Annotated in this window: 18 protein-coding genes and 1 pseudogene; 3 read left to right on the top strand and 16 right to left on the bottom strand. The window is 53.2% G+C overall.

Features of this window, described 5'->3' with window-relative positions:
• Positions 1-67 precede the first annotated feature (67 nt).
• The 6 genes from HG549_RS12900 to HG549_RS12875 all read right to left on the bottom strand — a co-directional run bounded on the left by HG549_RS12900 (position 68) and on the right by HG549_RS12875 (position 6,497).
• Positions 68-1,204, bottom strand: coding sequence for a PLP-dependent aspartate aminotransferase family protein (locus HG549_RS12900; protein ID WP_372241558.1), 1,137 nt, complete (start codon positions 1,202-1,204; stop codon positions 68-70).
• An 85-nt stretch (positions 1,205-1,289) separates the two neighbouring features.
• The gene (locus HG549_RS12895) at positions 1,290-2,843 is read right to left on the bottom strand and encodes an amino acid permease (protein ID WP_170029841.1); all 1,554 of its coding nucleotides are present in this window, start codon (positions 2,841-2,843) and stop codon (positions 1,290-1,292) included.
• A gap of 152 nt (positions 2,844-2,995) precedes the next feature.
• The gene (locus HG549_RS12890; protein ID WP_170029840.1) at positions 2,996-3,376 is read right to left on the bottom strand and encodes a RidA family protein; all 381 of its coding nucleotides are present in this window, start codon (positions 3,374-3,376) and stop codon (positions 2,996-2,998) included.
• 87 nt (positions 3,377-3,463) lie between these two features.
• Positions 3,464-4,879: an aldehyde dehydrogenase family protein gene (locus tag HG549_RS12885; protein ID WP_170029839.1), complete on the bottom strand. Its 1,416-nt coding sequence runs from the start codon at positions 4,877-4,879 to the stop codon at positions 3,464-3,466.
• A 2-nt stretch (positions 4,880-4,881) separates the two neighbouring features.
• Positions 4,882-5,931 carry a homoserine dehydrogenase gene (locus tag HG549_RS12880; protein WP_170029838.1) on the bottom strand — a complete coding sequence of 350 codons (1,050 nt, stop codon included), beginning with the start codon at positions 5,929-5,931 and terminating at the stop codon, positions 4,882-4,884.
• A 128-nt stretch (positions 5,932-6,059) separates the two neighbouring features.
• Positions 6,060-6,497 (bottom strand): Lrp/AsnC family transcriptional regulator, encoded by a 438-nt coding sequence (locus HG549_RS12875; RefSeq protein WP_170029837.1) that lies wholly within the window; start codon positions 6,495-6,497, stop codon positions 6,060-6,062.
• 289 nt (positions 6,498-6,786) lie between these two features.
• On the opposite strand from HG549_RS12875, the gene HG549_RS12870 reads away from it, so the two are divergent.
• Both HG549_RS12870 and HG549_RS12865 read left to right on the top strand, forming a co-directional pair.
• Positions 6,787-7,269, top strand: coding sequence for a DinB family protein (locus HG549_RS12870; protein ID WP_170029836.1), 483 nt, complete (start codon positions 6,787-6,789; stop codon positions 7,267-7,269).
• Between the two features lie 106 nt (positions 7,270-7,375).
• Entirely contained in the window at positions 7,376-8,008 is a 633-nt protein-coding gene (locus HG549_RS12865; RefSeq protein WP_170029835.1) for an FMN-binding negative transcriptional regulator, read from the top strand.
• Positions 8,009-8,255: 247 nt separating this feature from the next.
• On the opposite strand, the gene HG549_RS12860 is transcribed toward HG549_RS12865, so the two are convergent.
• The gene (locus tag HG549_RS12860; RefSeq protein ID WP_170029834.1) at positions 8,256-8,684 is read right to left on the bottom strand and encodes a DoxX family protein; all 429 of its coding nucleotides are present in this window, start codon (positions 8,682-8,684) and stop codon (positions 8,256-8,258) included.
• Between the two features lie 105 nt (positions 8,685-8,789).
• On the opposite strand from HG549_RS12860, the gene HG549_RS12855 reads away from it, so the two are divergent.
• Positions 8,790-9,668, top strand: a complete 879-nt coding sequence (locus tag HG549_RS12855) for a LysR family transcriptional regulator (protein WP_170029833.1) — start codon at positions 8,790-8,792, stop codon at positions 9,666-9,668.
• A 49-nt stretch (positions 9,669-9,717) separates the two neighbouring features.
• Here the strand turns inward: HG549_RS12855 and HG549_RS26325 are convergent, their stop codons facing one another.
• From HG549_RS26325 to HG549_RS12815, 9 genes and pseudogenes are all read right to left on the bottom strand, one after another.
• Positions 9,718-10,476, bottom strand: coding sequence for a methyl-accepting chemotaxis protein (locus HG549_RS26325; protein ID WP_372241577.1), 759 nt, complete (start codon positions 10,474-10,476; stop codon positions 9,718-9,720).
• A 144-nt stretch (positions 10,477-10,620) separates the two neighbouring features.
• Positions 10,621-11,514: pseudogene (locus tag HG549_RS26320) on the bottom strand (cache domain-containing protein); the annotation flags it as partial.
• 159 nt (positions 11,515-11,673) lie between these two features.
• Complete coding sequence (locus tag HG549_RS12845; protein WP_170034174.1) at positions 11,674-12,456, bottom strand: ABC transporter ATP-binding protein; 783 nt, start codon at positions 12,454-12,456, stop codon at positions 11,674-11,676.
• Between the two features lie 62 nt (positions 12,457-12,518).
• Positions 12,519-13,229 (bottom strand): ABC transporter permease, encoded by a 711-nt coding sequence (locus HG549_RS12840; RefSeq protein WP_170029831.1) that lies wholly within the window; start codon positions 13,227-13,229, stop codon positions 12,519-12,521.
• Positions 13,226-13,954, bottom strand: a complete 729-nt coding sequence (locus HG549_RS12835; protein ID WP_170029830.1) for an ABC transporter permease — start codon at positions 13,952-13,954, stop codon at positions 13,226-13,228. The genes HG549_RS12840 and HG549_RS12835 overlap by 4 nt, the downstream gene beginning before the upstream one ends.
• A 53-nt stretch (positions 13,955-14,007) precedes the next feature.
• Positions 14,008-14,790, bottom strand: coding sequence for a transporter substrate-binding domain-containing protein (locus HG549_RS12830; RefSeq protein WP_170029829.1), 783 nt, complete (start codon positions 14,788-14,790; stop codon positions 14,008-14,010).
• A 451-nt stretch (positions 14,791-15,241) separates the two neighbouring features.
• Positions 15,242-21,865 (bottom strand): DUF3320 domain-containing protein, encoded by a 6,624-nt coding sequence (locus HG549_RS12825; RefSeq protein WP_170029828.1) that lies wholly within the window; start codon positions 21,863-21,865, stop codon positions 15,242-15,244.
• A gap of 663 nt (positions 21,866-22,528) precedes the next feature.
• The gene (locus HG549_RS12820) at positions 22,529-22,882 is read right to left on the bottom strand and encodes a hypothetical protein (protein ID WP_170029827.1); all 354 of its coding nucleotides are present in this window, start codon (positions 22,880-22,882) and stop codon (positions 22,529-22,531) included.
• Positions 22,883-23,080: 198 nt separating this feature from the next.
• The gene (locus HG549_RS12815; protein ID WP_170029826.1) at positions 23,081-23,893 is read right to left on the bottom strand and encodes a hypothetical protein; all 813 of its coding nucleotides are present in this window, start codon (positions 23,891-23,893) and stop codon (positions 23,081-23,083) included.
• Positions 23,894-23,936: the final 43 nt, after the last annotated feature.

Here is a 23,936-nt window from a genome sequence, read left to right as displayed (position 1 = left end):
GAGGCAAAGAGGGTTACCTACGAAGATCAGGGATTCGGGAGGTTGCATGAGGTCTCCCGAATGAATTTCAGTTACTGAAGGTCTCGTCTAGGGCCGCCGAAATGTCCTTGATCAGGTCGTCAGCATCTTCGAGACCAATCGAAAGACGCAGGTGACCATACTCAAGGAACTCTTTTGGATAGTGCTCAGAGCCGCCGCGGGCCTCAGGGCCCACGTGAACGATGAGCGATTCGTCGTGACCGATGGAAACGGCTGAAGTAATAACCCTCAGTTTCGCAACAAAGCGGTTCTGCTTGTCAGAGTTGCCTTTCACAGCAAACGCCATGACACCGCCAAACCCTTTGCCTTCGAACTGACGACGGGCCAGCTCGTGCTGAGGATGGGACGGTAGGCCCGGGTAGTAAACGTAGGCAATGCGTTCATCGGAATCCAGGAACGCAGCCACCTTCTCAGCCGTCGCGAGATGCTGACGGATGCGCAGGGGCAAGGTTACTGAACCACGCATTATCAGCCAGGCATTGAATGGAGAAATGACAGCACCCAGGTCAACCAAGGCGTCATGCTTGATCTTCCCGATCAATTCTTTGCTGCCAATCACAACACCACCCATGGCGTCACCATGACCATTGATGTACTTGGTAAGGGAGTGAACGACCAGATCAGCCCCTTTGCTCAAGGCGCGGAAGAACGGCGGCGGTGTGAAGGTTGCGTCGACCGACAGAAGAGCACCATGCGCTTTGGCAATTTCTGCCAAGCCTTCGATATCAGCGACCTTAGTGGTCGGGTTCCCGATGGACTCAGTATGGATCAGCTTGGTGTTAGGCTTCATTGCCTTACGCACTGCGTCCAAATCCCCCATGTTGACGAAGGTCGCTTGAATGCCATAGCGCTCAGGAAGCAGCTCTGCGAACAGACGCCACACCGCTTCGTAGGTCACGTCGCCGACGACAATGTGGTCTCCACTTTTCAGAAAAGTGAAAAACACCGAGTGCAGTGCAGCAACGCCAGTCGCAAATGCGGCTGCAGCCTCACCTCCCTCAATAGCTGCTAGTTTCTTCTCCAGGCACACTTGGTTGTGGCCCGCGTTACGGGTGTAGACCAACCCATCTGGGCTCGACCAGTCCATGTCTTCCGGGTCATCAGGAAGACGATAAGAGTTTGCCATGACCAGCGGGGTGCGCACGGCGCCGGTGGTGACGTCCATAACGTTGCCACCATGAACTGCCTGGCTGCTAACGCCCAACGTGGCCAAGTTTTCTTTATCAGGACGCATCTTAATACCCTCTTGCTTATTGAGCTTCTTTTAATGTGGGCTTAACAGCCAACTCTTCGTTTGCTTCAGCAGCTGTGGTTAAAACCAACTCCTGATTTTCATCAAACTTCAATTTTCCGTTTGCGATTCCGTAAACTCGACCTCGAACCACATACCAACCAATCACAAGAACCGCTGCGTAGAAGGGGATAGACGCAGCGGAGTACGTACCTACTGGGTAGTCGCAAGCAATCAGAATGAAGACCAAAACGAAGAATGCCAGCGTTGCGTAACCGCTATAAGGCGCGAACAACATCCTGAATTTAGGCCGCTCAATAAGGCCTTGCTGGGATAGCTTGAAGAGTTTGAGCTGGCAGAGAATAATCACTCCCCAAGCACCAAGCATCAAAATGGCCGTCAACGACATGGCAATTTCAAAAGCTTGACCGGGCAGAAATGCATTCATTGCAACGCCAACCAGGGAAGCAATTGTCGTGAACATAATCCCTGCAAACGGCACCCCATTGCTGTTCATTTTCACAAGGAATGGCGGCGCGGATCCTGTTACAGCAAGGGAGCGGAGAATACGTCCGGTGGTGTAAATCCCGGCATTGAGGGATGAAATGGCAGCAGTGAACAACACCATGTTCATGATTGCATCAGCACCACGCACCCCAATGGCACCGAAGAAGGTCACCAATGGACTCACTCCTGGGATATAAGAGGAGCTCGGCATAAGCAGCGAAAGCAGCAATATAGTGCCAACATAGAAAACAACAATACGGAAGACAACTGCTCGAATGGCTTTAGGCATGACCTTTTCAACATCTTTGGCCTCCCCTGCGGCTGTGCCAACAAGTTCAATACTACCGTAAGCGAATACCACACCCTGTATCAAAATTACAGCCGGCATCACACCATAAGGGAACCACCCCCCATGATCAGAAATCAACTGGAACCCAGGAACATGGCCGTCGATGGGTGTACCAAAGATAACCATGTACACACCCACGCAGAGGAATGTAACCAGGGCTGCTACTTTAAAAAAGGCAAACCAGAATTCCAGCTCGCCAAAAATTTTTACAGATACCAGGTTAATACCAGTAATAATCGCTAGCACACCCAGTGCGGAGGCCCATTGTGGGACGTCTCCGAGGAATGGAACATACGCCTTGAAGAAATTCAGGTAAAGCGCGGTCGCAGTGAGTTCAGCAATCGCAACCGTTACCCAGTTTGTCCAATACATCCAACCCGCTGCATAAGCCAGTTTTTCACCATAGAACTCTCGGGCATAAGACACAAATGACCCGGTGGACGGCCTGTGGAGAACCAACTCACCGAGAGCGCGAATGATGAACCACGCAAAGACACCGCACACAGCAAATGCAAAAACAAGTGACGGGCCGGCCTCAGAAAGTCGAGCACCTGCACCCAAGAACAAACCGCTGCCAACCGCCCCGCCAATCGCAATCATCTGTATTTGACGAGCTCGCAACGTCTTTTTGTAACCGACGTCCTCCGCACCAACATACTTAACCCTGCTTGCACGCTCAGTAGCTGGGCCAGCAGTTACACTCTCTTTAAAGCTCATACGCCAACACCTTGTTATTGTATTACGGCAAGGTGCAAGACATACACACCTTACATACGCAGCATATTCACATCGAAAAACTATCACCTCGCACACTCCAAGCCAGGTAGACCAGGATGGGGCGAGTAGAAAATTTATAAACGCACGGATAGTTAGTGAGAACCGCCAATAAAAGCTTGAACTTCTATCTCCACATCCACACCCAGTACCAGTTCAGAAACGACTGTCGAGCGCGCAGGCAGATTTGTGCCGAAGAATTCTTTGTAGACTTCATTCAAACCATCAAAATGACTCAGATCTGATAGCCATACTGTTGCTTTGACGACTTGGTCAAAACTGGCCCCAGTAGCGGCCAAGGTTTCACCAATGCGCAGGCAGACTGCTTTGGTCTGAGCCCTGATGTCACCCTTGATGATTTCACCGGATGCGCTAACGGGAATCTGCCCTGAAAGGAATAGAAAACCACCCGCCTTCACAGCTCTGGAAAGAGGGAGTGGTGCCTGGCTAGGGTATCGTTGAATAAGGTTGCTCATTATCGCTCCCCTGATCTTAAATAAAGGGGCACGGATGCCCCTCCTTTACTACCTGACGAAAACCGGCCCCTGAATTGGCTTCAGACGTTATTCACTGGGCCCGTTCAAGCAAATGACCTTAGGCTGGGTCATATCTTCGTAGGCGAAGCGCACACCCTCACGCCCCATGCTGCCGTACTTGAAGCCACCGAATGGCATCGCATCGAAACGGTAGTCAGACGAGTCGTTGATCATCACACCACCCGCCTCAAGCAGCTTTGCTGCCTTCATAGCGGTGTTCAGATTGCTGGTGAAGATGCCAGCGTGCAGGCTGTACTCTGGCTCGTTGGCGAGCGCCAGAGCATCTTCAAGCGTGCTGATCTCCTGCAGGATAACGATGGGGCTGAACACTTCTTCCTGCCAGACCTTGCACTCAAAGCTCACGTCTTCCAGGACGGTTGGATAGAACAGAGTGCCCTCCCGCTTGTTACCAAGCAGAACCTTGGCACCCTTGCTGACAGCTTCCTGTACGGAGTCTTGTGCACGTTTGGCCGCTGCCTCAGAGATCATCGGGCCGACGTCCGTCGCTTCGTCTGCCTGATTACCCACTACCAAAGCGCGGGACTGTTCGACGAACTTCTCCTTGAAGATCTGGTAGATCTTGCTGTCGATCAGGATGCGTTGGGTACCGATGCAATTCTGCCCTGCTGCCCAGTACGCGCCAGAAACGCACGACTCAACGGTCGACTCAAGCTCGCAGTCGGCCATGACAATTACTGGCGCATTACCGCCAAGATCCATTGCCATCTTCTTGAGGCCGGCAGTCTTGGTAATCTGCTCGCCTGTAGCAAAACCACCTGTGAAGGAGATCATCCGCACAGCGCGGTGGGCCACCAGCGCCTTACCCAGTTCAGCATCACCGGTGGCCACCGAAACAACTTCAGTAGGCAACCCTGCCTTGTTCAGGTAGCTGACCAGCTTGACGGCGGACAGCGGAGCGAGTTCAGAAGGCTTCAACACCACCGAGTTGCCGCCGGCGATGGCCGGGCCCAGCTTATGAGCCACTAGGTTCAGCGGATCATTATAAGGGGTGATAGCCAAGATCACGCCCAGAGGCTCGCGAGTGAACCACCCTTGGCGAGATTCAGAACCAACATAGGAGTCGAAGGGAATCACCTCCCCTGCGTTACGCTTGGCCTCTTCAGCCGAAAGCTTGAGCGTGTTTACACAGCGGAGGACTTCCTTGCGCGCTTGGCGAATTGTTTTACCAGACTCCGCTGAAATGAGTTTCGCGAAATCATCCTTGTCCTTCTCCACCAGTGCAGCTGTCTGCTCCAGAATGCGAGAACGCTCAGCGCGAGAAAGGTTGCGAGCGGTCACAGCACCGTGCTTGGCAGCATCAATCACCAAGTGAGCAGAAGTTGCAGGAACCTTGGCCACCTCACCAATCACAGTACCATCAAACGGGTTGAATACTGTGATCTCTTCGTAATCTGTGGACAGAGCCAGACTCAAACTGTTCATATTCAGATCGCCTGTTTGGTTTTTTTCTTGTGGATGCTGATGATGTCGGACAGCAGGGCGTAGGCAGTTTCAATACGGCCTGCACCAGCACCTACAACAGTGACCGGGCCCAGGAGATTGGTTTCAAAGCTGACAGCATTCGTGGCGCCACTTACCCCGGCCAATGCATCAAAGTTCGGAAGAAGTTGCGGGCTAACCGAAGCAGTCACAGTACCCGCCGGGGTGCGCTGTGCACTGCCAATCAGCTTCCAGCGCGAGTTATTTTGAGCGGCATTCCGAATATCTTGTGCAGTGATGTTCGAGATGCCTTCACAGCACACATCGTTCGGAGTCAACTTCGCACCCAGCAGTTCATTTGCCAGGATCACTACCTTCAGACGTACATCATGACCTTCAACGTCAGCAGTTGGATCTGCTTCGGCATAACCCAGCTCCTGAGCCTCCGACAATGCGTCACCGAAGTCGAGACCGGCTTGCATGCTGCTGAGAATGAAATTGGAAGTTCCGTTCAGAATGCCCTTGAAACCAGTAATTTCCGAACCGGCCAATGTTTCTTGCGCCAGACGGATCACTGGAGTACCGCTCATCACGGCACCTTCAAACTCAAAGGCTGCACCATTCGTCGCAGCCAGCTTCTTCAGCGCAGCCGAGTGGAGAGCCACTGGGCCTTTGTTTGTAGTCACAACGCTAATGCCCTTTTCCAGAGCCCAGCGGCAAAACGTGGTTGCTGGCTCACCATCAACCGGATTGGTGAAGGTGGCCTCAGCAACAATATCTGCACCGGAAAAACGAATGACCGTCTCATTGGCCGGCTCGGCGCTACCATTCTCCAGGGCTGCGAAGGCACCTTTGGCTGCAGGCACAGCTACCAATTTCTTAGGATCCAGGCCGTCCTTACCGATCACCGAACCCAAGAAAATGTCGCTGACGCCAACGATTTTCAGCGTAAAGCCAAGCTCGGCAGCCCACAGCTCATTCTTCTCGGCAACCAGTTGGGCCAGAGCGCGGTTCACACCGCCGAAACCCAGCAAAGCAATTTTGTATTCAGTCACAGCAACGGCCTCATTTTGTTGTTTACCACTGAAGGAAATCGTAAGCTGCAACCCTGCTTAACCGAATATGCCAAACAGACAGATCTTGCTAGCAAAATGCTCGCACAACATGTCGCTTTGCTTGCGCACTATTTTGTATGAGACAGCACAAAAGAAGTCACCGTATTCACAACCCCAGGCAGACTGGAAATATCAGTCCAGACCTTATTAATTCTGTCCGGAGAACTCGCCTCAACGGTCAGAACGATATCAAGATCACCACTCATTACATTGCAAGCGATCACCTCAGGAATCGCAGCGACAGAGCGCACCACGTCCGCACCCCTCATGCGATCCTGCCTGTACACAAAAACCAGTGCTCGTATCGGAGGATGGTCTGAAGACGCAGACCCCTTCACAATCGTATATCCTTTGATATACCCGTCTCGCTCCAAGCGCTCAATCCTGAGCCGAACAGCATTTCTAGAAAGATTAACTTTCAGCGCAATATCGTTGTGAGCTAGACGCGAATTCCTGGTTAGTTCTTCGATGATCCTTTCATCGACTTTGTCCAAAGTGCGTTTCATCGCTACCTCCGGATCGCGTAAAGCAATCACTCACATAAAATTATTACTTAGCTGCCCTGGCCAAGCCTCTTAAGCTCAGCCGAGCCAAACCCGGCATCAGGGCCAGGGCTCATCCGTTGGCCCACCAAGGTGGTGGAGCCAAGATCTCGGCTATCAGCTCTGGTCAGCAGGCACGCTCACAGCTTCGTGCCATCGACCGAAAAAGTCAATATACTGACCGTCGCCACACCAACCGCCCTTTGCCAGGAAGGCAAAGCCAACCCAGTCCCCCATGGGCGAAGGAGAAAAAATGACTGCCAAAGACGTTTTTCACTCGATGTTTCAGTACAAAGCTTGGTCTGAAGCCGAGTTGTTCAAAATCCTCACAGAGTCTCCTAGCACGTTCACTGCGCCGCATCTGACAGACGCTTTATGGCATCTCGCTCACATCAACATCGTGGACAACCTGTTTAAGGGGAGGTTGCTGGGTGACCCTATGCCCTGCAGCTCAACCACTACAAACGAACCGCAACATTTATCTGACCTATCGTTAAAGTTTTCTAAAACGAACAACTGGTTTGTTAACTACACAACATCTGTTACTGAGGCAGAGCTTGAAGAAAGGCTGAACTTTGTATTTGCAGATGGGAAGCCAGGGAATATGAAAAAGTCAGAAATGTTGAGCCATGTCCTCTCGCATGGACTGCTGCATCGTGGGATGGTCAGCGGCCTACTACCCTTTGCAGCAAGTGAAGGCTGGCAGGATCACTTCACGACGTTCTTGAAGCAGTAAATATGATTCAGCCTTAATTTTTATAAGGCTTGCCGCGTTTCATTTCCGAGATCAAATAGCGATAGGGCGATCGTGAAGAAGCAAACCCTTCAGGCAGGGACTAGACATGTACTTACCGACATATTTCAGTGAACATCAAAGGGAAGCGTTACACACCATAATAATGGATAATCCATTTGGCACGTTGGTAACCCATGGGCCAGCTGGACTCGATGCCAACCATCTTCCTTTCGAGCTTGAACCAAATATTGGTGCACTGGGGGTGCTCAGTGCCCATGTTTCAAAAAACAACCCCCTACTCAACGAGGTAAAGAACCTGGATGAGGTACTGGTGGTATTCCAGGCAGGCAGTGCTTACATTTCACCTACCTGGCTACCGAGCAAAAAAGACACAGAGAGACAAGTACCGACCTGGAACTACAAGGTCGTCCATGCAAAGGGACGCATCACGCTTATCCACGATGAGGCCCACGTCCGCAAACTGGTCGCCAAGCTGACCAAGCGTCATGAGGCCTCAATGGAAAGGCCTTGGAAAATATCTGACGCCCCTAAAGAATATATCAGCGAACTCCTTGATAGAATTTTTCTAATTGAGATTGAAATAACTGATCTTGTCGGGAAGTTCAAATTAAGTCAGGATGATGGGGCGAAAGACATGGTCGGTGCGGGCACGGCCCTCAAGGAGCTTGGAGAGCATAACATCGGAGATGCCATGCTCGAAGCAGCCAAGAATCTCTAGCCCAATGGATTGTGGGATGGGCTGAGCCTAAACCGCTGCGTTCAAGGCGCTTGTAGAGCGCAGCCCCGGATCATTGAAAGAATCAGTGAGCCGGGGCAGTGGCTCGGGGATTTCACCGATAGCAGCCTGATGCTTCTTAGCCGATCGTCCGAGACGGACGTATGCAAAGGTCATCATATTGACTTTTTCGGTCACCAGCACATACAGTAACTCAAGCTCGAATTTTCCCCGGCTTGGCAGTAGAGGTTTAGCTTTTTGGCATTGCACATGGTTGAGGCTCAGCAACCGCAAGTGCCGTACTGGACTGCCACTCAGTCAGCGCAATCGATACCAACGCCATTGTCCAGAACAATGGATATTCCCAACCGCCTCCGGTGTTGCTGAATAACCAGCCATTGCCCGAATGCGCCCAGGTTGCGCCTAGTAAGATAGGAACTGCAGCAGTTGCTGCAATATGGGGTTTTAGTCTCAAGATAAGCATGCCCCCCGTGACAATCTCCACCAAGAGCGTTACCCAAGCCAAGAACCCGGGAAGTCCGATAGACTCGAAAAATGCGACCGTCCCTGCCATCGTGAATACAAACACCTTGAGATAAAGCGAGTGCGTGATTAGTGCGACACCTGCAGTGAGTCGAAGAAATAAGCGACCGAAGTACGCAGGGTTAAAATTAGTCATGTCAGCTCCTTTATCTATGCAGTGCCGTTTGCCCTGCTTACGACTAATTCTGGTGGCTACTTGAATTCCAAACAATCTGCTTTTTCACCAAACAGGACTGCAAGAATGCACAACTGGGACTGGGATGATCTACGGTTAATCCTCGCAGTAGCTGAACATGCATCGTTTGCAGCAGCAGCCAGGCACCTCAATGTAAATCACACCACCGTCCTACGGCGAGTGAATACATTTGAGCAGGCACACGGGTTACGAATTTTCAATCGGCTTGCCACAGGCTATACGCTGACTGAAGCCGGTGAGGAACTGCTGCGGACTGCTGAAATAATGAGAGGAGCCGTAAGCGACCTATCGCTTCGACTTGAAGGAAAAGACCTCAAGCTGGAGGGGACACTTCGAATCACCACCTGCGATACGATTATGGGCTCGATCCTTCCTCAGATTCTTGAGAAATTTAGCAAGCAACATGAGAAAATCGTAGTTGAATTGTCAACTGGGCCTTTTGTCACTGACTTGGCGCAGCGACATGCAGATGTGGCTATCCGGACTGGAGATAACCCCACTGAATCCCTGATTGGCAGGCGCCTCTCCGATGTCCGATTCGCCCTGTACGCATCTATTGAAATGGCAGAGTTGCTAGAGGGTGACGACCCCTTGACCTTCACCAAGTGGATCTCACCTGACCTGACTTTCAGCCAGATGGCTGTCACGAAATGGATTCAATCAACAATCCCAGCCAGTTCAATCATCTTCAAGGCTGACTCGTTGATCTCGTTGCGCCAGGCCGCGCTAGCAGGGATGGGAATTGCCCCTCTACCCCGCTATCTGGGAGATAACACGCCAGGCCTTGTCAGGCTCAAATCGGATGCGCTGGATCCGTTCACAACTGGCCTCTGGATCCTTACACATCGCGACCTGCGGCATACCGCGAGAGTTCGCGAGTTCATATCGTTCGTGAGCGACGAACTGAGGCAGCGCAGCTTTTAAGTCTCTCATGCCAGCAGTGCGTCACGGGCGGGCCATTCACATCCGGGCGTCACGTCCGGAATGAAGTAACCAGACCCCTGAGCCGCTCGATCTGCGATTGCAGGTTCTCGCAGGCGCTCAGGGTTGACTGGAGGTTTTTCACGTTTTCTGTGTTCAGGCTATTGATCTGCGCGATATCAACGTTGAGAGACTCAATGACAGAGGACTGCTCCTCGGTGGCGGTCGCCACAGCTTGATTCATGCCATCGATATCGCCGACATGGTGATTGATAACGTGAAGGCACGCTCCCGCCTCATTCGCCACCGCCATGCCTTGCTCACTCAGATGGCCACTCACTTCCATCCGATTGACGGCTTCTTGGGCGCCTGCCTGTAGCTCATCAATCATCACATGAATTTCTTGGGTTGAAGCCTGCGTTCGATATGCGAGGCTACGAACCTCATCTGCGACAACGGCAAATCCCCGACCAGCCTCTCCTGCTCGGGCTGCCTCGATCGCAGCATTGAGAGCAAGCAAATTGGTTTGCTCGGAAATACCCTTGATGACCTCCAGGATGCGTCCAATGCTGACCGTTTTATCGTTCAACGATTCAATGCTGCCCGACGCCAGCCGCAGATTGTCAGAGAGATCACTCATCTTGGAGATGGTACCTGCAACCACCTGTCCTCCCTCATGAGACTGACTCCGAGCTTTTGCTGCCTGTACCGAGGCATCGCCGGCATTGCGGGCGATCTCTTGAGCAGCCGCACCAAGTTCATGAATCGCTGCCGCTACGCTATCTGTTCGCTGCGCCTGCTCGCCAGACATCGACAGGGAGCCCGCAGATGACGTGGTGACAAGCTTCACCTCGGTAAACACCAACTCAGTTGCGGTGGAAACATCACGAATCGAATCGTGTATCCGCCCTACAAACACGTTGAAATCCTGGGCCAGCATACCGAACTCGTCTTGGGTTTTAACCTCAAGGCGCTTTGTTAGGTCTCCCTCCCCCCTGGCAACGTCCTTCATTGCAACACTCATGCGTCGTAGAGGGTGCATAAGCCAGTAAATCATGACGCCCAGGAGCAGTACTGTCGCAGCGACGGTGATCGATGTAGCTATGACCGCCGCAAATCTGAAGCCAGCCAGCTCTTGAAACGCTTTGTCCTTGTCGAGCGCCAAGCCAACGTACCACTTGACTGCAGGAAGCCCATTGATCGCCGCAAACATGACCAACTCACGCTTGCCTGCCTGCTGCACCTCATGGAGCTCACCGCCAAACCCATCCTTGCCGCCGGCGTAGACCGAAGTGAAATCCTTCATCAGAAGGTCACGATTAGGGTGGACTAATATTTTGCCTTCCGAATCAACCAGGAATGCGTAGCCCATGCCTTTGAGCTCTACTGAACTTATCATCTTCTCAACGGTATCAAGCGGCAAATCACCCGCCACAACGCCTTGCACGCTGTCCCTACTAATGACTGGCGCCGCAACAGTAAGCATCAGTTTCCCGTTTGTATCATCTCGATAGGGCTCTGTTAGCACGGTGTGCTTTTGCGCTTCTGCTGTCTTGTACCAAGGTCGCGTACGGGCATCGTAACCAGATGGCATTTCATCTTGAGGACGAATAAAAAACTCCCCCTCCGCATTACCAAAGTAGGTAAATGAAAACACTGATTTAAGAACTGATTGATCAAGCACAGAAATTAATTTCTCTGAGGCCGGAGAGCCCGCGAGCAACTCCTTCAAGCTATCAAGCAACAGCATTCGACCAGACATCCATTGTGAAATACCATTGGCAGTGGAGTTACTCACACCCGATAGCTTAGCTTCAATCCCCCGGTACAGTGCATCACGCTGTAGCATGTCGTTGTACGCGGCGAAGCTAGCAAAAGAAGCTGCAACCACTAGCGCAGCAGAGATTATGATCTTATGTGAAAACTTCAATTTCATTGACGATCGTCCTATCGCCGAAATAAAAAAGGCCAATCGGAGATCGATTGGCCGCATACCGAACATTGGCTATTATTTGAGACCGTTCGACAGGAACTGCTGGAGGCGCTCACTACGAGGATTGGTTAAGATGTCCGCTCCACCCTGCTCTTCCACCAGCCCCTGGTGTAAAAACAGGATCTGGCTAGAGACTTGTTTTGCGAAGGCCATTTCGTGTGTCACCATCAACATGGTTCGCCCCTCTTCAGCCAGCGCCTGCAACACCTTCAGCACTTCACCAACAAGCTCAGGATCCAAAGCCGATGTTGGTTCATCAAAGAGTAAGATCTCAGGCTCCATCGCTAACGCCCGGGCAATAGCAACACGTTGTTGCTGCCCACCAGACAAAAAGCTTGGGTACTGTGATGCAACCCTAGCGGGAAGGCCGACCTTATCCAAATATTGACGTGCTGCCTGCTCTGCATCAGCTTTCTTAACGCCTAGAACACGCTGAGGTGCCAGGGTTATATTGTCCAGCACACTCAAATGGCTCCACAGATTGAAGTGCTGGAATACCATGGCCAAACGAGTGCGCAGCCGCTGTAGATCTGCGGTATCAGCCACCCGCAACCCGTGACGATCTTTAACCATCCTGATCACTTGCCCGTCGAGCGTCATAGCGCCGTCAGTAGGCGTCTCCAGGAAATTGATACAACGCAAGAAGGTACTTTTTCCAGACCCACTGGCACCTATGAGGCTGATCACATCACCTTTATGAGCTTTTAGCGATACACCTCTCAGAACTTGGTGGTCGCCATAGCTTTTGTGAAGATTCTCAACGGTCAGCTTGTACCCTAACTCAAGGCCTTTGCCCATGTGCTGGTTCTGCTCAATGCTATTGGGTGTTATTAGACTGGTCATCAGCGGCATTCCTAAAGTCAATGAGCGGGCCCAAGAAAGGACAGCCAGCGTCGCTCAGCTAAGCGAAATAATCCTACAAGAGCAAACGAGAGAACCAAATAGATCAAAGCTCCAATCCCAAAAGACTGGAACGTCAAGAACGTTTCTGAGTTTGCGTCACGTGCAACTTTCAAGATATCCGGGATGGTGGCAGTGAAGGCTACCGAGGTCGAGTGCAGCATCAATATCACTTCATTACTATAGTACGGGAGAGCCCGCCTCAGCGCAGACGGTACTACTACGAATGCGTTTAACCTCCAACCATTAAGCCCGTAGGCCTTAGCCGCTTCAAGCTCGCCATAGGGAATATTCCTGATTGCGCCTGCAAATATCTCGGTTGTATACGCGCACGTATTCAGCGCAAAGGCCAGGATCGTACAGTTCATCGCATCTCTGAAGAACTCGTCCAACAAAGGCTGTGAGCGCACGGCAGCGATACTATAGATCCCCGTGTAGCAAATCAGTAGCTGAATGTAGAGGGGCGTTCCCCTGAAGAGATAGGTGTAAAACTGGACAGGCCAACGTACATAAGCTCGCTCTGAAACCCTCGCAATGGCTAGGGGAATCGCCCCCAAAAAACCTATGAAGATTGAGGCGGTCAGCAGCCACAGCGTCATGGCCAGCCCTGTCATTTCCGTCCCATCCGTGTACAGGAAAGCCTTCCAGTACTCCTGCAGTAATTCAATCATTGCAGAGCCTCGCGAGAGCCAGCGGAATATTTACGTGCAAGCCTGCGCAATACCAAGTTCGATAGCGTCGTAATGACTAAGTAAATAAGAGCCGCCAACACAAGAAAGTAAAATAGCTGAAACGTACTCTTGCCGGCGTCCTGGGCGGCTTTGACCAAATCTGCAAGACCTATGATTGACACCAAAGCTGTAGCCTTGAGCAAAACCAGCCAGTTATTGCCAATGCCGGGGAGCGCAAAACGCATCATTTGGGGAAAGGTAATAAGGAAAAAGCGTTGGGATCTGCTGAGACCATAAGCCACTGCCGCTTCTCGCTGCCCCTTGGGGACGGAAAGCATGGCTCCTCGGAATGTTTCCGTGAAGTAGGCTCCGTAGATGAACCCAAGAGTTATCACGCCAGCCGCAAATGGGTCAATTTCGATGTAATTCCAGCCCAAAGATTGCGTCAGGCTGGTTAACCACGTCTGCAGGCTGTAGAAGATCAGGAGCATCAGCACAAGATCTGGTACCCCGCGAATGAGCGTGGTGTACATCTGAGCAGGTAACCGAGCTATAGCTAAGGAGGAAAGCTTGGCGCAAGCGCCAATTAGACCCAATATTACGCTCACTGCAAGGGACAGCAAGGACAGCTTTATGGTCATCCAGGTACCCATCAGCAGCAGTGGCCCAAAGCCCTGCATGCTAAGCCCTGGCAGACCAACAACTTCAAAAAAGTTATCAATCATGATCGAACGACTCTTGATGAAATAAAGCGCCTATGTGGGATAGGCGCATACCATTACTTGCCGCTGTAAAGGTTCAAATCACCAAAATACTTCGTTTGGAGCTTGGCGTAGGTTCCATTTTCGTGGATTGCTTTAATGGCCCTATTCAACTGCGCCTTCAGGTCATCATTGCCCTTGACAACTGCAATGGCCGTTTTAGAGGGAAGCAACTCGCTTTCGACTTGCTCGCTCATCTCATAATCAGCACCTTGAGGCGAGCTTAGAAATCCTGCTTTGGCTTGAAGCGTGTCCTGGATAGAAGCATCGAGCCGGCCCGACACAAGATCGTAGTAAACCTGGCTCTGGTTTTGGTAGGACTGAACCTTAACACCCGCCTTCTTCAATACCGCTTTAGCGTAGCCTTCCTGAATGCTGCCTTGGAAAAAGCCAACACGCTTGCCTTTGAGCGAGCTCACATCCGCGCTGAGCCCAGAGCCCTTTTTATAGACATACGACGTTGGGCCGGAGAACAGTTCATTTGTGAAATCGACTGCTTTTTCACGTACAGGCGTGACTGTCATAGAAGACAGTACTCCATCGAACTTATTTGCACGAAGCCCAGGAATCAGTCCATCAAAATCACTTTCGATCCATTTGCACTCAGCCTTGAGCTCAGCGCAAATCGCATTTCCCAAGTCAATATCAAAACCGACAAGTTTTCCATCTGGAGCCTTGGACTCGAAGGGAGCGTAGTTGGCATCTACGCCAAATCGGATCTCTTTATATTCTCTCGCCTGCGCCAGGCTGATGCAGAAGGGAAGCGCAGCCAGAACAAAAAGCTTACGGAGTGACATCATTTGGAAATCCCTAGATATTGTAATTGAATTAAGGGCTAGCCGTTTCAACGAGTTGTGCCCATCAAAACCACAGTTATCCATGAGCGCTGCACACCTACGCGCTTCCGTGCATGGTTGCTGTCATCTTGCTCATGTTGTCATGCTACGCCATCAGTTGACCGGTACAAGCTGGCAATAAGCTCGTACTGGCAGGCATTTTGCTCGCCATAGATAGCAATATGCTCGTAGCTTTCTCTACTTTTTAAAACCTAGGGACAGAGTTAGAACCGTGTAGAGCTAAGAGGATCGCCTGCGAGACGCAGAGGATTGCTCTTAAGTGTCCAAATACCTAGATTCCTCATCTAGCAGAACGCATCACCCACCATCAAATTGACGCCAGATGTAACAGTGTACGGTGTTACTCCGTGTTCATTGCCGTCGGAGAGTGGGCGCTCGTAAGCGCCCCACCCCATCAAACAACGGTAGGTTTTATGGCCTTTTCGATACGCTGACGTCCTGCGTGAGTAAGCTTATTTACCCCAGCTTCCTTGGCAACCGCGTAAACCAGTCCTTCTCCAACATGCCCGTGTTTAGTCATCTCATCCACCAAGGCACGTAATTCAGGCAAGCAGATGTCGGCGAGTGGACGAATTGAATCGTCATCACCTGGTCTCCGGAAGACGACGTTGGAGTCCGAGTCTAAATGTACCGGCCAGAAGAACGTTCCGGACTCCTCCTCTTCATGGGAACGGAATCGTGCCCGCGCAATTTGATCGACACGATCGCGAATGCGTGAGCCGGTTCTGACCCAGCCATGAGCACGTGCGATACGCCGTGCTAGCACCGAATCAAGCACTGGCCCCTCCTCTGACACCACATGGGCGATCATCCGTTCCAGAGTAGACGTATAGTTCGCTTCGAAGAATCGATCTGGGTCAACACCTTCCACAGCTTCAGTAGGGTCTGCTTCCTTGTAAACCAGATGCTCCACCGGCACATGAGGAATCACAACTTCTTCTACTTGAGCCGCCGCTGCTCTGGCGTATTTCAACTCAGGCAATGCGCCAGACGGATCATTGGCTTCAGCAACAGGGGTGGAAGCGACCACAGCGACCTGATCCACCACCTCGATCACTTCTGCCATCGCGGCGTCGATTTTCAAACGCTCCGCCTCATGCGCAGCATCGATGACGGCTTGCTCGGCTCTCGACTTAGCGAGGAGCTCCGTCAATTGCTGATGAACCTTTTCCGCAGTCCCTACAGCATCAACCCACCAGTCTGTCGACCAGATTCGTACGATCTCCCAGCCCAGACCACGCAGTACAAACTCTCGCAATTTGTCGCGATCACGGGCAGTTGCACTGCGGTGGTAAGTAGCTCCATCGCATTCCACGCCGGCAAGGAACCGCCCAGGTGCATCAGGATGAACCACTCCCAAGTCAACTCGGAACGACGACACGCCAATCTGGGTGTGAACCTGCCAACCCTTCTTGGCCAAGGCAGCTGCGACCGCCTCTTCGAACGGGCTGTCGAATCCGCCCACGCTGCCAAAGTTAGCTTCTGCCAAGGCCTGTGGGCCTCGCTCAGCAAACTCCAGGAAATGCTTCAGATCACGCACCCCAACAGCTTGCGTACGGGCGAGGTCAATGTGCTCTGGGCGCAGCGTCGAGAACAGTACCAATTCCTGGCGAGCACGAGTAATGGCGACGTTGAGTCGGCGTTCACCACCGGGACGGTTCATCGGCCCGAAGTTCATCGACATCACGCCAGCAGCGTCTTTTCCATAGGTGGTCGAGAAGTAGATGATGTCTCGCTCGTCTCCCTGGACACTTTCCAGGTTCTTCACGAACACAGGCTCAAGTTCAGATTCAGCGAAGTAGGAGTCAAGCGACGGATCTTTCCGACATGCCTCATCCAGCATGTCCATGATGAGCTTCTGCTGCTCACCATTGAACGTGACGACACCCACGGTTCGACGGCTCTCTCGGAATACAGGCGACTGAAGGCGAGCGACGAGGTCAGCGACCAGCGCTCTTGCTTCAATAAGGTTCGTACGTGAACCACCCTTGTCGTAGACACCAGCAACCGGGCACAGCCTCACAGCCTTATCAGCCGTGAATGGCGACGGGAACGTCACCAGCTTTGAGCCGTAATAACGCTGATTGGAGAACGCGATCAGGCTCTCGTGACGGCTGCGATAATGCCAATTCAGGTTGCGCATCGGCAGGTTCGCGCTGATGCACTCATCGAGGATGCTCTCGAGATCCGCTTCGACATCCTCATCATCAGCAGTGGACTCAGCCCGGTCAAAGAACGAGGTGGGTGGCAGCTGCTTCGGGTCACCTACCATCACGACCTGCTTTCCTCGTGCCATCGCCCCGATCGCATCCCAAACTGGAATCTGAGAGGCCTCATCGAAGATGACGAGGTCGAACGGGGTTGAGGCTGGCGGCAGGTATTGAGCAATCGAGAGCGGGCTCATTAGCAAGCAAGGTGTCAGCTTGGTGAGCGCTTCTGGTGCCCGAGTCATCAACTCACGCAATGGAATATGCTTGGCTTTCTTGCCCATCTCATGACGCAGCAAGCCCCACTCAGAAGAGCGGCTCACGCTGTCCTGACTTGGCAGGTCAGCACACAGCCGCGCACGGAGCCAGTCCTTCGTCAGCTCGGTGAACTTGTCATCCAGCGCTCGGAAATCGCGAATACGCTGTTCGTGCTCAACGCTGACAAACGTCCGGATCACTTCCTCATTATCGACAGTGGTATTCAGCCACCAGCGAGCGTAATTCACCTCGAAGACGCGGCGGACTTTTCCGGAGGTGATTGCTCCGCTTTCCATAGCTTGGACAATTGGGGCGAGGCCAACGGCGAAAGCCTCATCGCGCACCTTTCTCCAAGCACACCATGCCTTGAGTCGCGCCTCGGAAGAAACGACGGTCTCGCAATTTTTCTTGAGGTCATTCAACGAAAGATGTGCGGTCTCATCAGCACCGGCCTCGGTGAAGTGACCGATCGAAGTCAGATGCGATGAACGCTCCTGCAACAACGCAAGCTTTTCACGAAGGGCCACGCCTGCGAGAGCTATCGCACCTTCAGGCTCTAGCAAGGCGTTACCATCTCCCAAGAGCGTTTGGAGGGGAGCCTTGTAAGCTGCGATGTGCTCCGGATTCAGCGCGAGCTTCGCAATAGCCGTTGCTACCTGCCCTTGGAACACCACAGCCTGACGTGCAACTTCAAGCTTGGTCTTCAGGTCACTCCAGACCGGTACCAGCTCTCGCAGGTCAGCCAGGTCGGACAGATCACGTTCAACCGCTGCCCGCTGCTTTAACAGGTCGAAGTCACCTTTAAGCAACGCTCCACAGCGGCCCTCCTGCACTTCTGGGTGATCATCAACAAGACGACCGCGCTCTTCAATATCCCGACGCTCAGCCTGGAAGCGCAGCGCTGCAGTAAGGAGTTCAATATTGGTGTCCTTGCCGCACCAAAGCTGCTGAGTGCTCAAGCCAAGGTCGGACAAGGCAGCCATATCGCTATCAAGGCGCGCCAGCGTGCGAAGTCGTCGCAGCTCTTCCTTCAAGGCATCACCCAGCTGGCCTTGCTCGACCAACTGGAGCCCGTCATCGATCCAGTCCGAGTCTGCTTGCTGGAGCCGAATGGCCTCTTGAAGCTTGATCGACGTCGAAAGCTGCTCAGCCACAGACTTTGAACCTTGCCAAACGGCAACGCACTCGTGCCCGGGCTCAAGCTCATCAATAGCACGGCGCACGGCGCGGATTTCTGCCCAAATGGCCAAATCTTTACCGTGATCGGCCTCGCCTGCAGTGGTTTGAGTCGGGGCTAGCAAACCCGCAATACGGCGCTTTCCGAACCAGGATTTTGGCCAGAACGATTCCTCAGCCTCCTTCCACTCACGCAGCAACAGATCGATGTCGAGCGATTCGATCGTATCGCCGTAGGTCGCACTGAGCTGCTGCTGGAGCTCTACTATTTGGCCAAGCAGTGCCACTGCCTGAGCAAGTACATCGGTGGCACTTTCCGGCCAGGCCGGGCTGAGCTCACCGAATACGGTGCGACGTTGCTGTAGCAGTTCAATACCCTGCTTCGCATCGGCCACAACGCGAGAAGGCCAGAGCGGCGAAAGCTTAGCGTTGAGCTCTCGGTGTTGTTCAACCCACGCACAGCCATCGCCCAGCCGTTGAGTAATGGAGCGGGCATCAGGCCGCAGCGCGAAGCGCCAATCCTGTCCTGCTGCCGAAGGCAATGCCTGGGAAAGGATTGACAACCCCTCCAGTGCTGTCGGGGTGTATTCCGAAGCCGGGAACCCAACTAACTCAACGAACCGATCAGCCGCCCGCTGCACATCCAGCACAGCAGGCAATACATCGCGAGCTGCCTGCACCAGCTGTTGCTGCCAATGGGGTGACCATTCCGCCTGGCCTATAGCGGACAACGCATTGCCCACTAAATGGCTGTATCCCACAGCCTGCGCGTTTACTTCGAGACGATCGGCCAACTCCCGTAGCTCAAGCATGGCCTTCTGGTCATGCATGTCAGGTGACGCCCAACCAACAGGAGCAACAGCTTCATCGCAACCCGAAGTAACGATGCCAATCGCATCGTAAATGGTGTAACCGTTGCGATGGCGCCGGTGCAGCCGCTCGACGTAAATGTTCAGGCTGTCGCGCAGCGTTGCGAGGCGCTGAGCCTCAACCTCCCATGCAGCGGAATCGACCTGGCCTTTCGCCTCCCAAGCGGACTGCAGCTGGGCCAGCACATCAGTTTTCCGCGCCTTGCTAGAGTGCAACTCGAGGCAGAACTCACCCAAGCCAATCTCACGCAGGCGACGGTATACGACATCGAGCGCGGCGATCTTCTCTGAGACGAACAGCACGCGACGCCCTTGAGCGATCGACTGGGCGATCATGTTGGAAATCGTCTGGCTCTTGCCGGTACCGGGTGGGCCGATGAGCACGAAGTCTTTGCCCTTGGCTGCCGCCATCACTGCAGCCAACTGAGATGAGTCAGATGGCAGTGGGCAGAAAACATCGGTCGGGCCGTAATCTCGATCCAGCGATTGCGCCTCTGGGAACGGTGTATCCGAAATGAACGAGTCGCGTGGGGTATCCAGGAGGTGCTGAACCACTGGACTCTGCCGCAAGTGCTCGGCGTTCTCAGCCAGATCCTTCCACATGAGGTATTTGGCAAACGAGAACATCGACAGCACGACGTCTTCGCTCAACTCCCACCCTGGGATGTCCTTGATGGCATGGCCGACCTTGTTCCAAATGCCAGCGATGTCGAGACCGGAATCGTCCCGAGGCAACTCGTGCTCCAGGGAGCCCAAGCCGAACTCGAAATCCTGACGAAGCATCTCAATCAGGGAGGGGTTAAACCGCGGCTCATCATCATGAAGCACCATGGTGAATCCGGAGCGAGCGCTCTTGCGCTCCAGCGTAACAGGAACCAAAACCAACGGCGCCTTGTACTTCTGCCCTGCCCTGTCCTCACGAGTCCAACTCAGGAAGCCGATGGCCAGGAAGAGCGTATTGGAGCCGCCTTCCTGCAGCGCTGTGCGAGCACCTCGGTACAGTTCGGTGAGTCGAACATCCATCTCGTTGGATGTCAGCGCAACGAACACCTCTCTGCGCTTAAGCGCATCCTCGGCATGCCGGCGACGAACATCCTCACGCTCGCGTTGTTCATACAGAGCGCGCTCCCTTGGATCAGCACCATCCATGAGGTCTGGGCGGGTGAGCAGCTTCAGCGACTGACCACTGGCCAGTACATCCTCAAGAGCACCCGGGTCAGGAGACTCGAGCTTCAAAGCCCGCTTGCCCGTCTTGAAGTTGAGAAGGTTGTTTCGAAGCGACAGATCCAGCAGTTTGCGCTGCCAGCGGCCTAGACGATCAGCAGGATCGAGTTTGGAAAGATCTTCGACGACCACCTCATGCACTTCATCTGGCATGTCCAGGCCGTCTTCAACCAGCAGCGGTGCGGCCTCGTCCGGGACTTCCGGAGCAACTCGTGGTATTTGAGCCTCGGAGCTCGCCAGGGGTTTGATACGCTGGAGACGTGCGCGACGTATGTCGAGCAGCATCTCGAAGTCGCTGTCGGAGTCTTCGGCTATCTGCTTCGCTCCTCGCTCGACGGCATAGGAGAAAGACGGAGCAAGGTTCTGAGTTACGAGGGTGGTCTCGAAAAGCACCAGCTCGCGCAGCTTCACCCGTTTGCGCACCGCGGTCACATCATCAACCAGCGCAGTTGTAAACTCTTCTGGCTTCATCCATAGGCCCGCGAAGGCATGCCCCCGCGTAAAGACGATCACAGGGTTCAGCCCAATTTGCTCAAGAGCAGCACAGAAAAGCAGGGTGAGATCCATGCAGGTAGCCAAACCGGTGTCGGCGATCTGGCTGGGACTGCGTATCTTTTGGCCAGTCTGCTCAAAGCTCGCCGGCGGCAGCGCATAATCGAGCTTCATTCGCGCCACGGCGCCCCACACCGCTGACGCGAGCTGCCAGGCACGCTTCGCACCACCCTCGTAGCCGTCGAGCGCCGAAGACTTCTCACTGAGACGAAGCAATTCAGCCGTCTGCTTCAACAACCGTTCAACTGCCGGATCATTGGGCTGTACGAACGCGGCTGTCATATCTGGGATATGACGAAGCCCACCCCACTGGTTACGTGGCAGAAGGTCTACAACCTGCTCTAGGCGCGCAACTTCCTTCCGACCATTCTCGGACGCCTTGTCATCAGCCTCAAGTGCAAAGGTAAAAGTGGAAAGCTCGGCCTCTGTAAGGCGACTGAGCAAGGGGCCATCCAAGACCAGATCAAGCCCCGGAATAACTCGAAAGCTGTCAGGTGCGACTTCGTCGATTCGCCAGACCTTGGCCTTGAACACCTCAGGCTCTGAGGTCAATGTCAGGGTCACATTGACGAAGCGTTCTTCGGTCTCGTTCGCGATGCGAAGTTCCCGAATCACAGGAATGGCGTTCTGGAAGTCGGCAAGGTTCAGCTTCGCCACCAACGTGGCCAGAATCTTGACTTCTTTAGGCGGGATGTCTTCTTGAGAAGCGAGGGGCTGAACGATGTCGTCCATGCGCAACCTTCCTTGTCGTTATACCCAAGGGAGTGCCGGAATAGGCCGGCCAAGGGGCCCCTCTTGAGCTGATGGCGGGATGATAGCGCTTCCAGCTTCAGACGTAATGATCCTTTGGTCGTTGTAAGGCGCACGAATCCATCCAACAGCCAGGATAGGCAGAGCCACGACGAGAAATCGGGGCATGTCGATCGGCTAGGTGACCGCAGATCCCCCAGCCGTGACCGACTTCAGCGAGAACAGGGAAAAAGTGTGACGCTCATCACATTTCAAAAATAAGTCGCCGTTTTGGTCTGTCAATTTTTTTGTGAAACGGAGTTCTATATTTGAGCCCCAAAGAAAAGCGAGATCTGCGCTGCTCCATTTTTTCCGTCTCTTCCGCGATGTTGGCCACATGCTTTTCGGTGCACTTTTTGCTTCCGATCTCGTATCGCAACGATGGAACTGATGCAGATCGGCCCCTTGGGGCTCGGGGCAATCGCTTCATTGGCCGCAGGCCGCTGCTTTTCATTTTGCGTTCAATGCCAAGGCGCGCAGCGCTCGGTGGATGAATCCGTTCACAATGGGCTGAAATTTCCGGTCGGTGACAGACAACAGGTTATTAGCCTGTCGATGATTCGCTTAGAGGCGCCATGAACACCGCATGCCGCCCAATGGCCCGCATCAAACGCCGATGTCGAAAGCCAGGAGATCCGCAGTAATGGGTTCCGGCGCCATCCCACTCAGCACCAGTCGATGCTGTATGCCCCGGCAGATGTGCGCCCATAAACGCGAACGCAGCTCGATATGCCAGCCCTGGTCGTAGTACCTGACATTCCGGCGAGATTTTGCATTCAGGGCTACGACTAGTGAAGTGTAAGCATCCTGGCCTACCCATTCGGCAGTGATTCGAACAGGCTCGTCTTTGCCAGGTTTGCGCTCATATTCGTCGAGCAACCCGCTCAGAATATGAACGAATTCATTACCGTAGCAAGCCGAGGCGCGGCTCCAGATGTCAGGGATTATGATGCTGTCCATTTCAGGCGCTCGGTCGCACAAGAGCCCATGATGGCCCGCGCAGGGCAAAAGGCCATCAATATACCCCAAAATATTGCTTTCCAATCCGCTAGGGAGATTTTGAAAAAAATACCGGAGACAGCCAACTCAAGCACGCCCAGCTTAATCTCTAACAACACCAATGAAAGCGCGAGATTCCATTGATGCAGCACGCCTATCTCAAGTGGAACGTGACCGATTGGCACTCCCCTCTAAGGCATTAGCTAATTCACCAAGCGCATCACGCAAATGGCGATCTTCCTGAGCATGATCAGGCTCTGACAGTAATTGGCGCGCGTGTGTGATTAGCGCTTCGAGGTGCTTGGCACTCAGCTCTAGCTCAATGAGGACGGGGGGATCATATGTAAATTCACCAACCTGCTCGAAGAATATAGGGATCACGCGAGTGTTACTGAACTCCTCAGTTTTTGGCGATCCCAGTAAAAAGCCGTAGAAAACATTGCCATGGATCACTACTACAATTAACAATTTGTTAGGCTGGCGGTTCCTGTTCATAACCCAAGTCTCCAAAAAGCTCGGCGCCTCGGTAAGTTTCGCGACAAAGGCATCTAGCTTGTCCATCGAGGTGGGCCATACGTCATGCGCCCACCTAAGGTCGTCAGGAATACGGAGCAACAAGGCATATCCTCCCCTAAAGGTCGCGACCACACCCATCTGGCGGGAGGTAACCGGCAGCGGCTCGATTTCACCAGCGGGTACTGTAAACAGTGCACATCTCATTTGCTTACCGCCAGAAAAACTGGCCGCTATCCGAATCTCCGCAGGCCCATCAATTTGTGGAAGCTCAACGCGAGCACAGGTGATTTCGGAGGTTTCTCCAACCGCTCGATGCCGAAGGCAAAACCGGGCCCACTCAGTGCTTCTGACCTCGCCGTCGTCTTCGCCGGAAAGGGTGTCTAAGCGAGCTTCGTTAAAAGGGCTTGCAGTGACAGACAACTTGTTTTGCAGATCTGAGGATTCATTACCTTTCATGCTGGTTCGAAGAGCCTCGTCTATGTAGTTACGATGGTGCGAA

The organism is Pseudomonas sp. SK, assembly GCF_012975065.1.
GTDB classification, from domain to species: domain Bacteria; phylum Pseudomonadota; class Gammaproteobacteria; order Pseudomonadales; family Pseudomonadaceae; genus Aquipseudomonas; species Aquipseudomonas anuradhapurensis.
Note: the sequence above shows the minus strand (reverse complement) of the source record. Positions and strands in the feature narration are given on the sequence as shown.

Excerpts from the sequence above, each read along its gene's own strand:
- HG549_RS12900 (WP_372241558.1), bottom strand. The coding sequence starts at position 1,204 with ATGGACGTCACCACCGGCGCCGTGCGCACCCCGCTGGTCATGGCAAAC.
- HG549_RS12895 (WP_170029841.1), bottom strand. The coding sequence starts at position 2,843 with ATGAGCTTTAAAGAGAGTGTAACTGCTGGCCCAGCTACTGAGCGTGCA.
- HG549_RS12890 (WP_170029840.1), bottom strand. The coding sequence starts at position 3,376 with ATGAGCAACCTTATTCAACGATACCCTAGCCAGGCACCACTCCCTCTT.
- HG549_RS12885 (WP_170029839.1), bottom strand. The coding sequence starts at position 4,879 with ATGAACAGTTTGAGTCTGGCTCTGTCCACAGATTACGAAGAGATCACA.
- HG549_RS12875 (WP_170029837.1), bottom strand. The coding sequence starts at position 6,497 with ATGAAACGCACTTTGGACAAAGTCGATGAAAGGATCATCGAAGAACTA.
- HG549_RS12870 (WP_170029836.1), top strand. The coding sequence starts at position 6,787 with ATGACTGCCAAAGACGTTTTTCACTCGATGTTTCAGTACAAAGCTTGG.
- HG549_RS12865 (WP_170029835.1), top strand. The coding sequence starts at position 7,376 with ATGTACTTACCGACATATTTCAGTGAACATCAAAGGGAAGCGTTACAC.
- HG549_RS12860 (WP_170029834.1), bottom strand. The coding sequence starts at position 8,684 with ATGACTAATTTTAACCCTGCGTACTTCGGTCGCTTATTTCTTCGACTC.
- HG549_RS12855 (WP_170029833.1), top strand. The coding sequence starts at position 8,790 with ATGCACAACTGGGACTGGGATGATCTACGGTTAATCCTCGCAGTAGCT.
- HG549_RS26325 (WP_372241577.1), bottom strand. The coding sequence starts at position 10,476 with ATGTCTGGCGAGCAGGCGCAGCGAACAGATAGCGTAGCGGCAGCGATT.
- HG549_RS12845 (WP_170034174.1), bottom strand. The coding sequence starts at position 12,456 with ATGGGCAAAGGCCTTGAGTTAGGGTACAAGCTGACCGTTGAGAATCTT.
- HG549_RS12840 (WP_170029831.1), bottom strand. The coding sequence starts at position 13,229 with ATGATTGAATTACTGCAGGAGTACTGGAAGGCTTTCCTGTACACGGAT.
- HG549_RS12835 (WP_170029830.1), bottom strand. The coding sequence starts at position 13,954 with ATGATTGATAACTTTTTTGAAGTTGTTGGTCTGCCAGGGCTTAGCATG.
- HG549_RS12830 (WP_170029829.1), bottom strand. The coding sequence starts at position 14,790 with ATGATGTCACTCCGTAAGCTTTTTGTTCTGGCTGCGCTTCCCTTCTGC.
- HG549_RS12825 (WP_170029828.1), bottom strand. The coding sequence starts at position 21,865 with ATGGACGACATCGTTCAGCCCCTCGCTTCTCAAGAAGACATCCCGCCT.
- HG549_RS12820 (WP_170029827.1), bottom strand. The coding sequence starts at position 22,882 with ATGGACAGCATCATAATCCCTGACATCTGGAGCCGCGCCTCGGCTTGC.
- HG549_RS12815 (WP_170029826.1), bottom strand. The coding sequence starts at position 23,893 with ATGAAAGGTAATGAATCCTCAGATCTGCAAAACAAGTTGTCTGTCACT.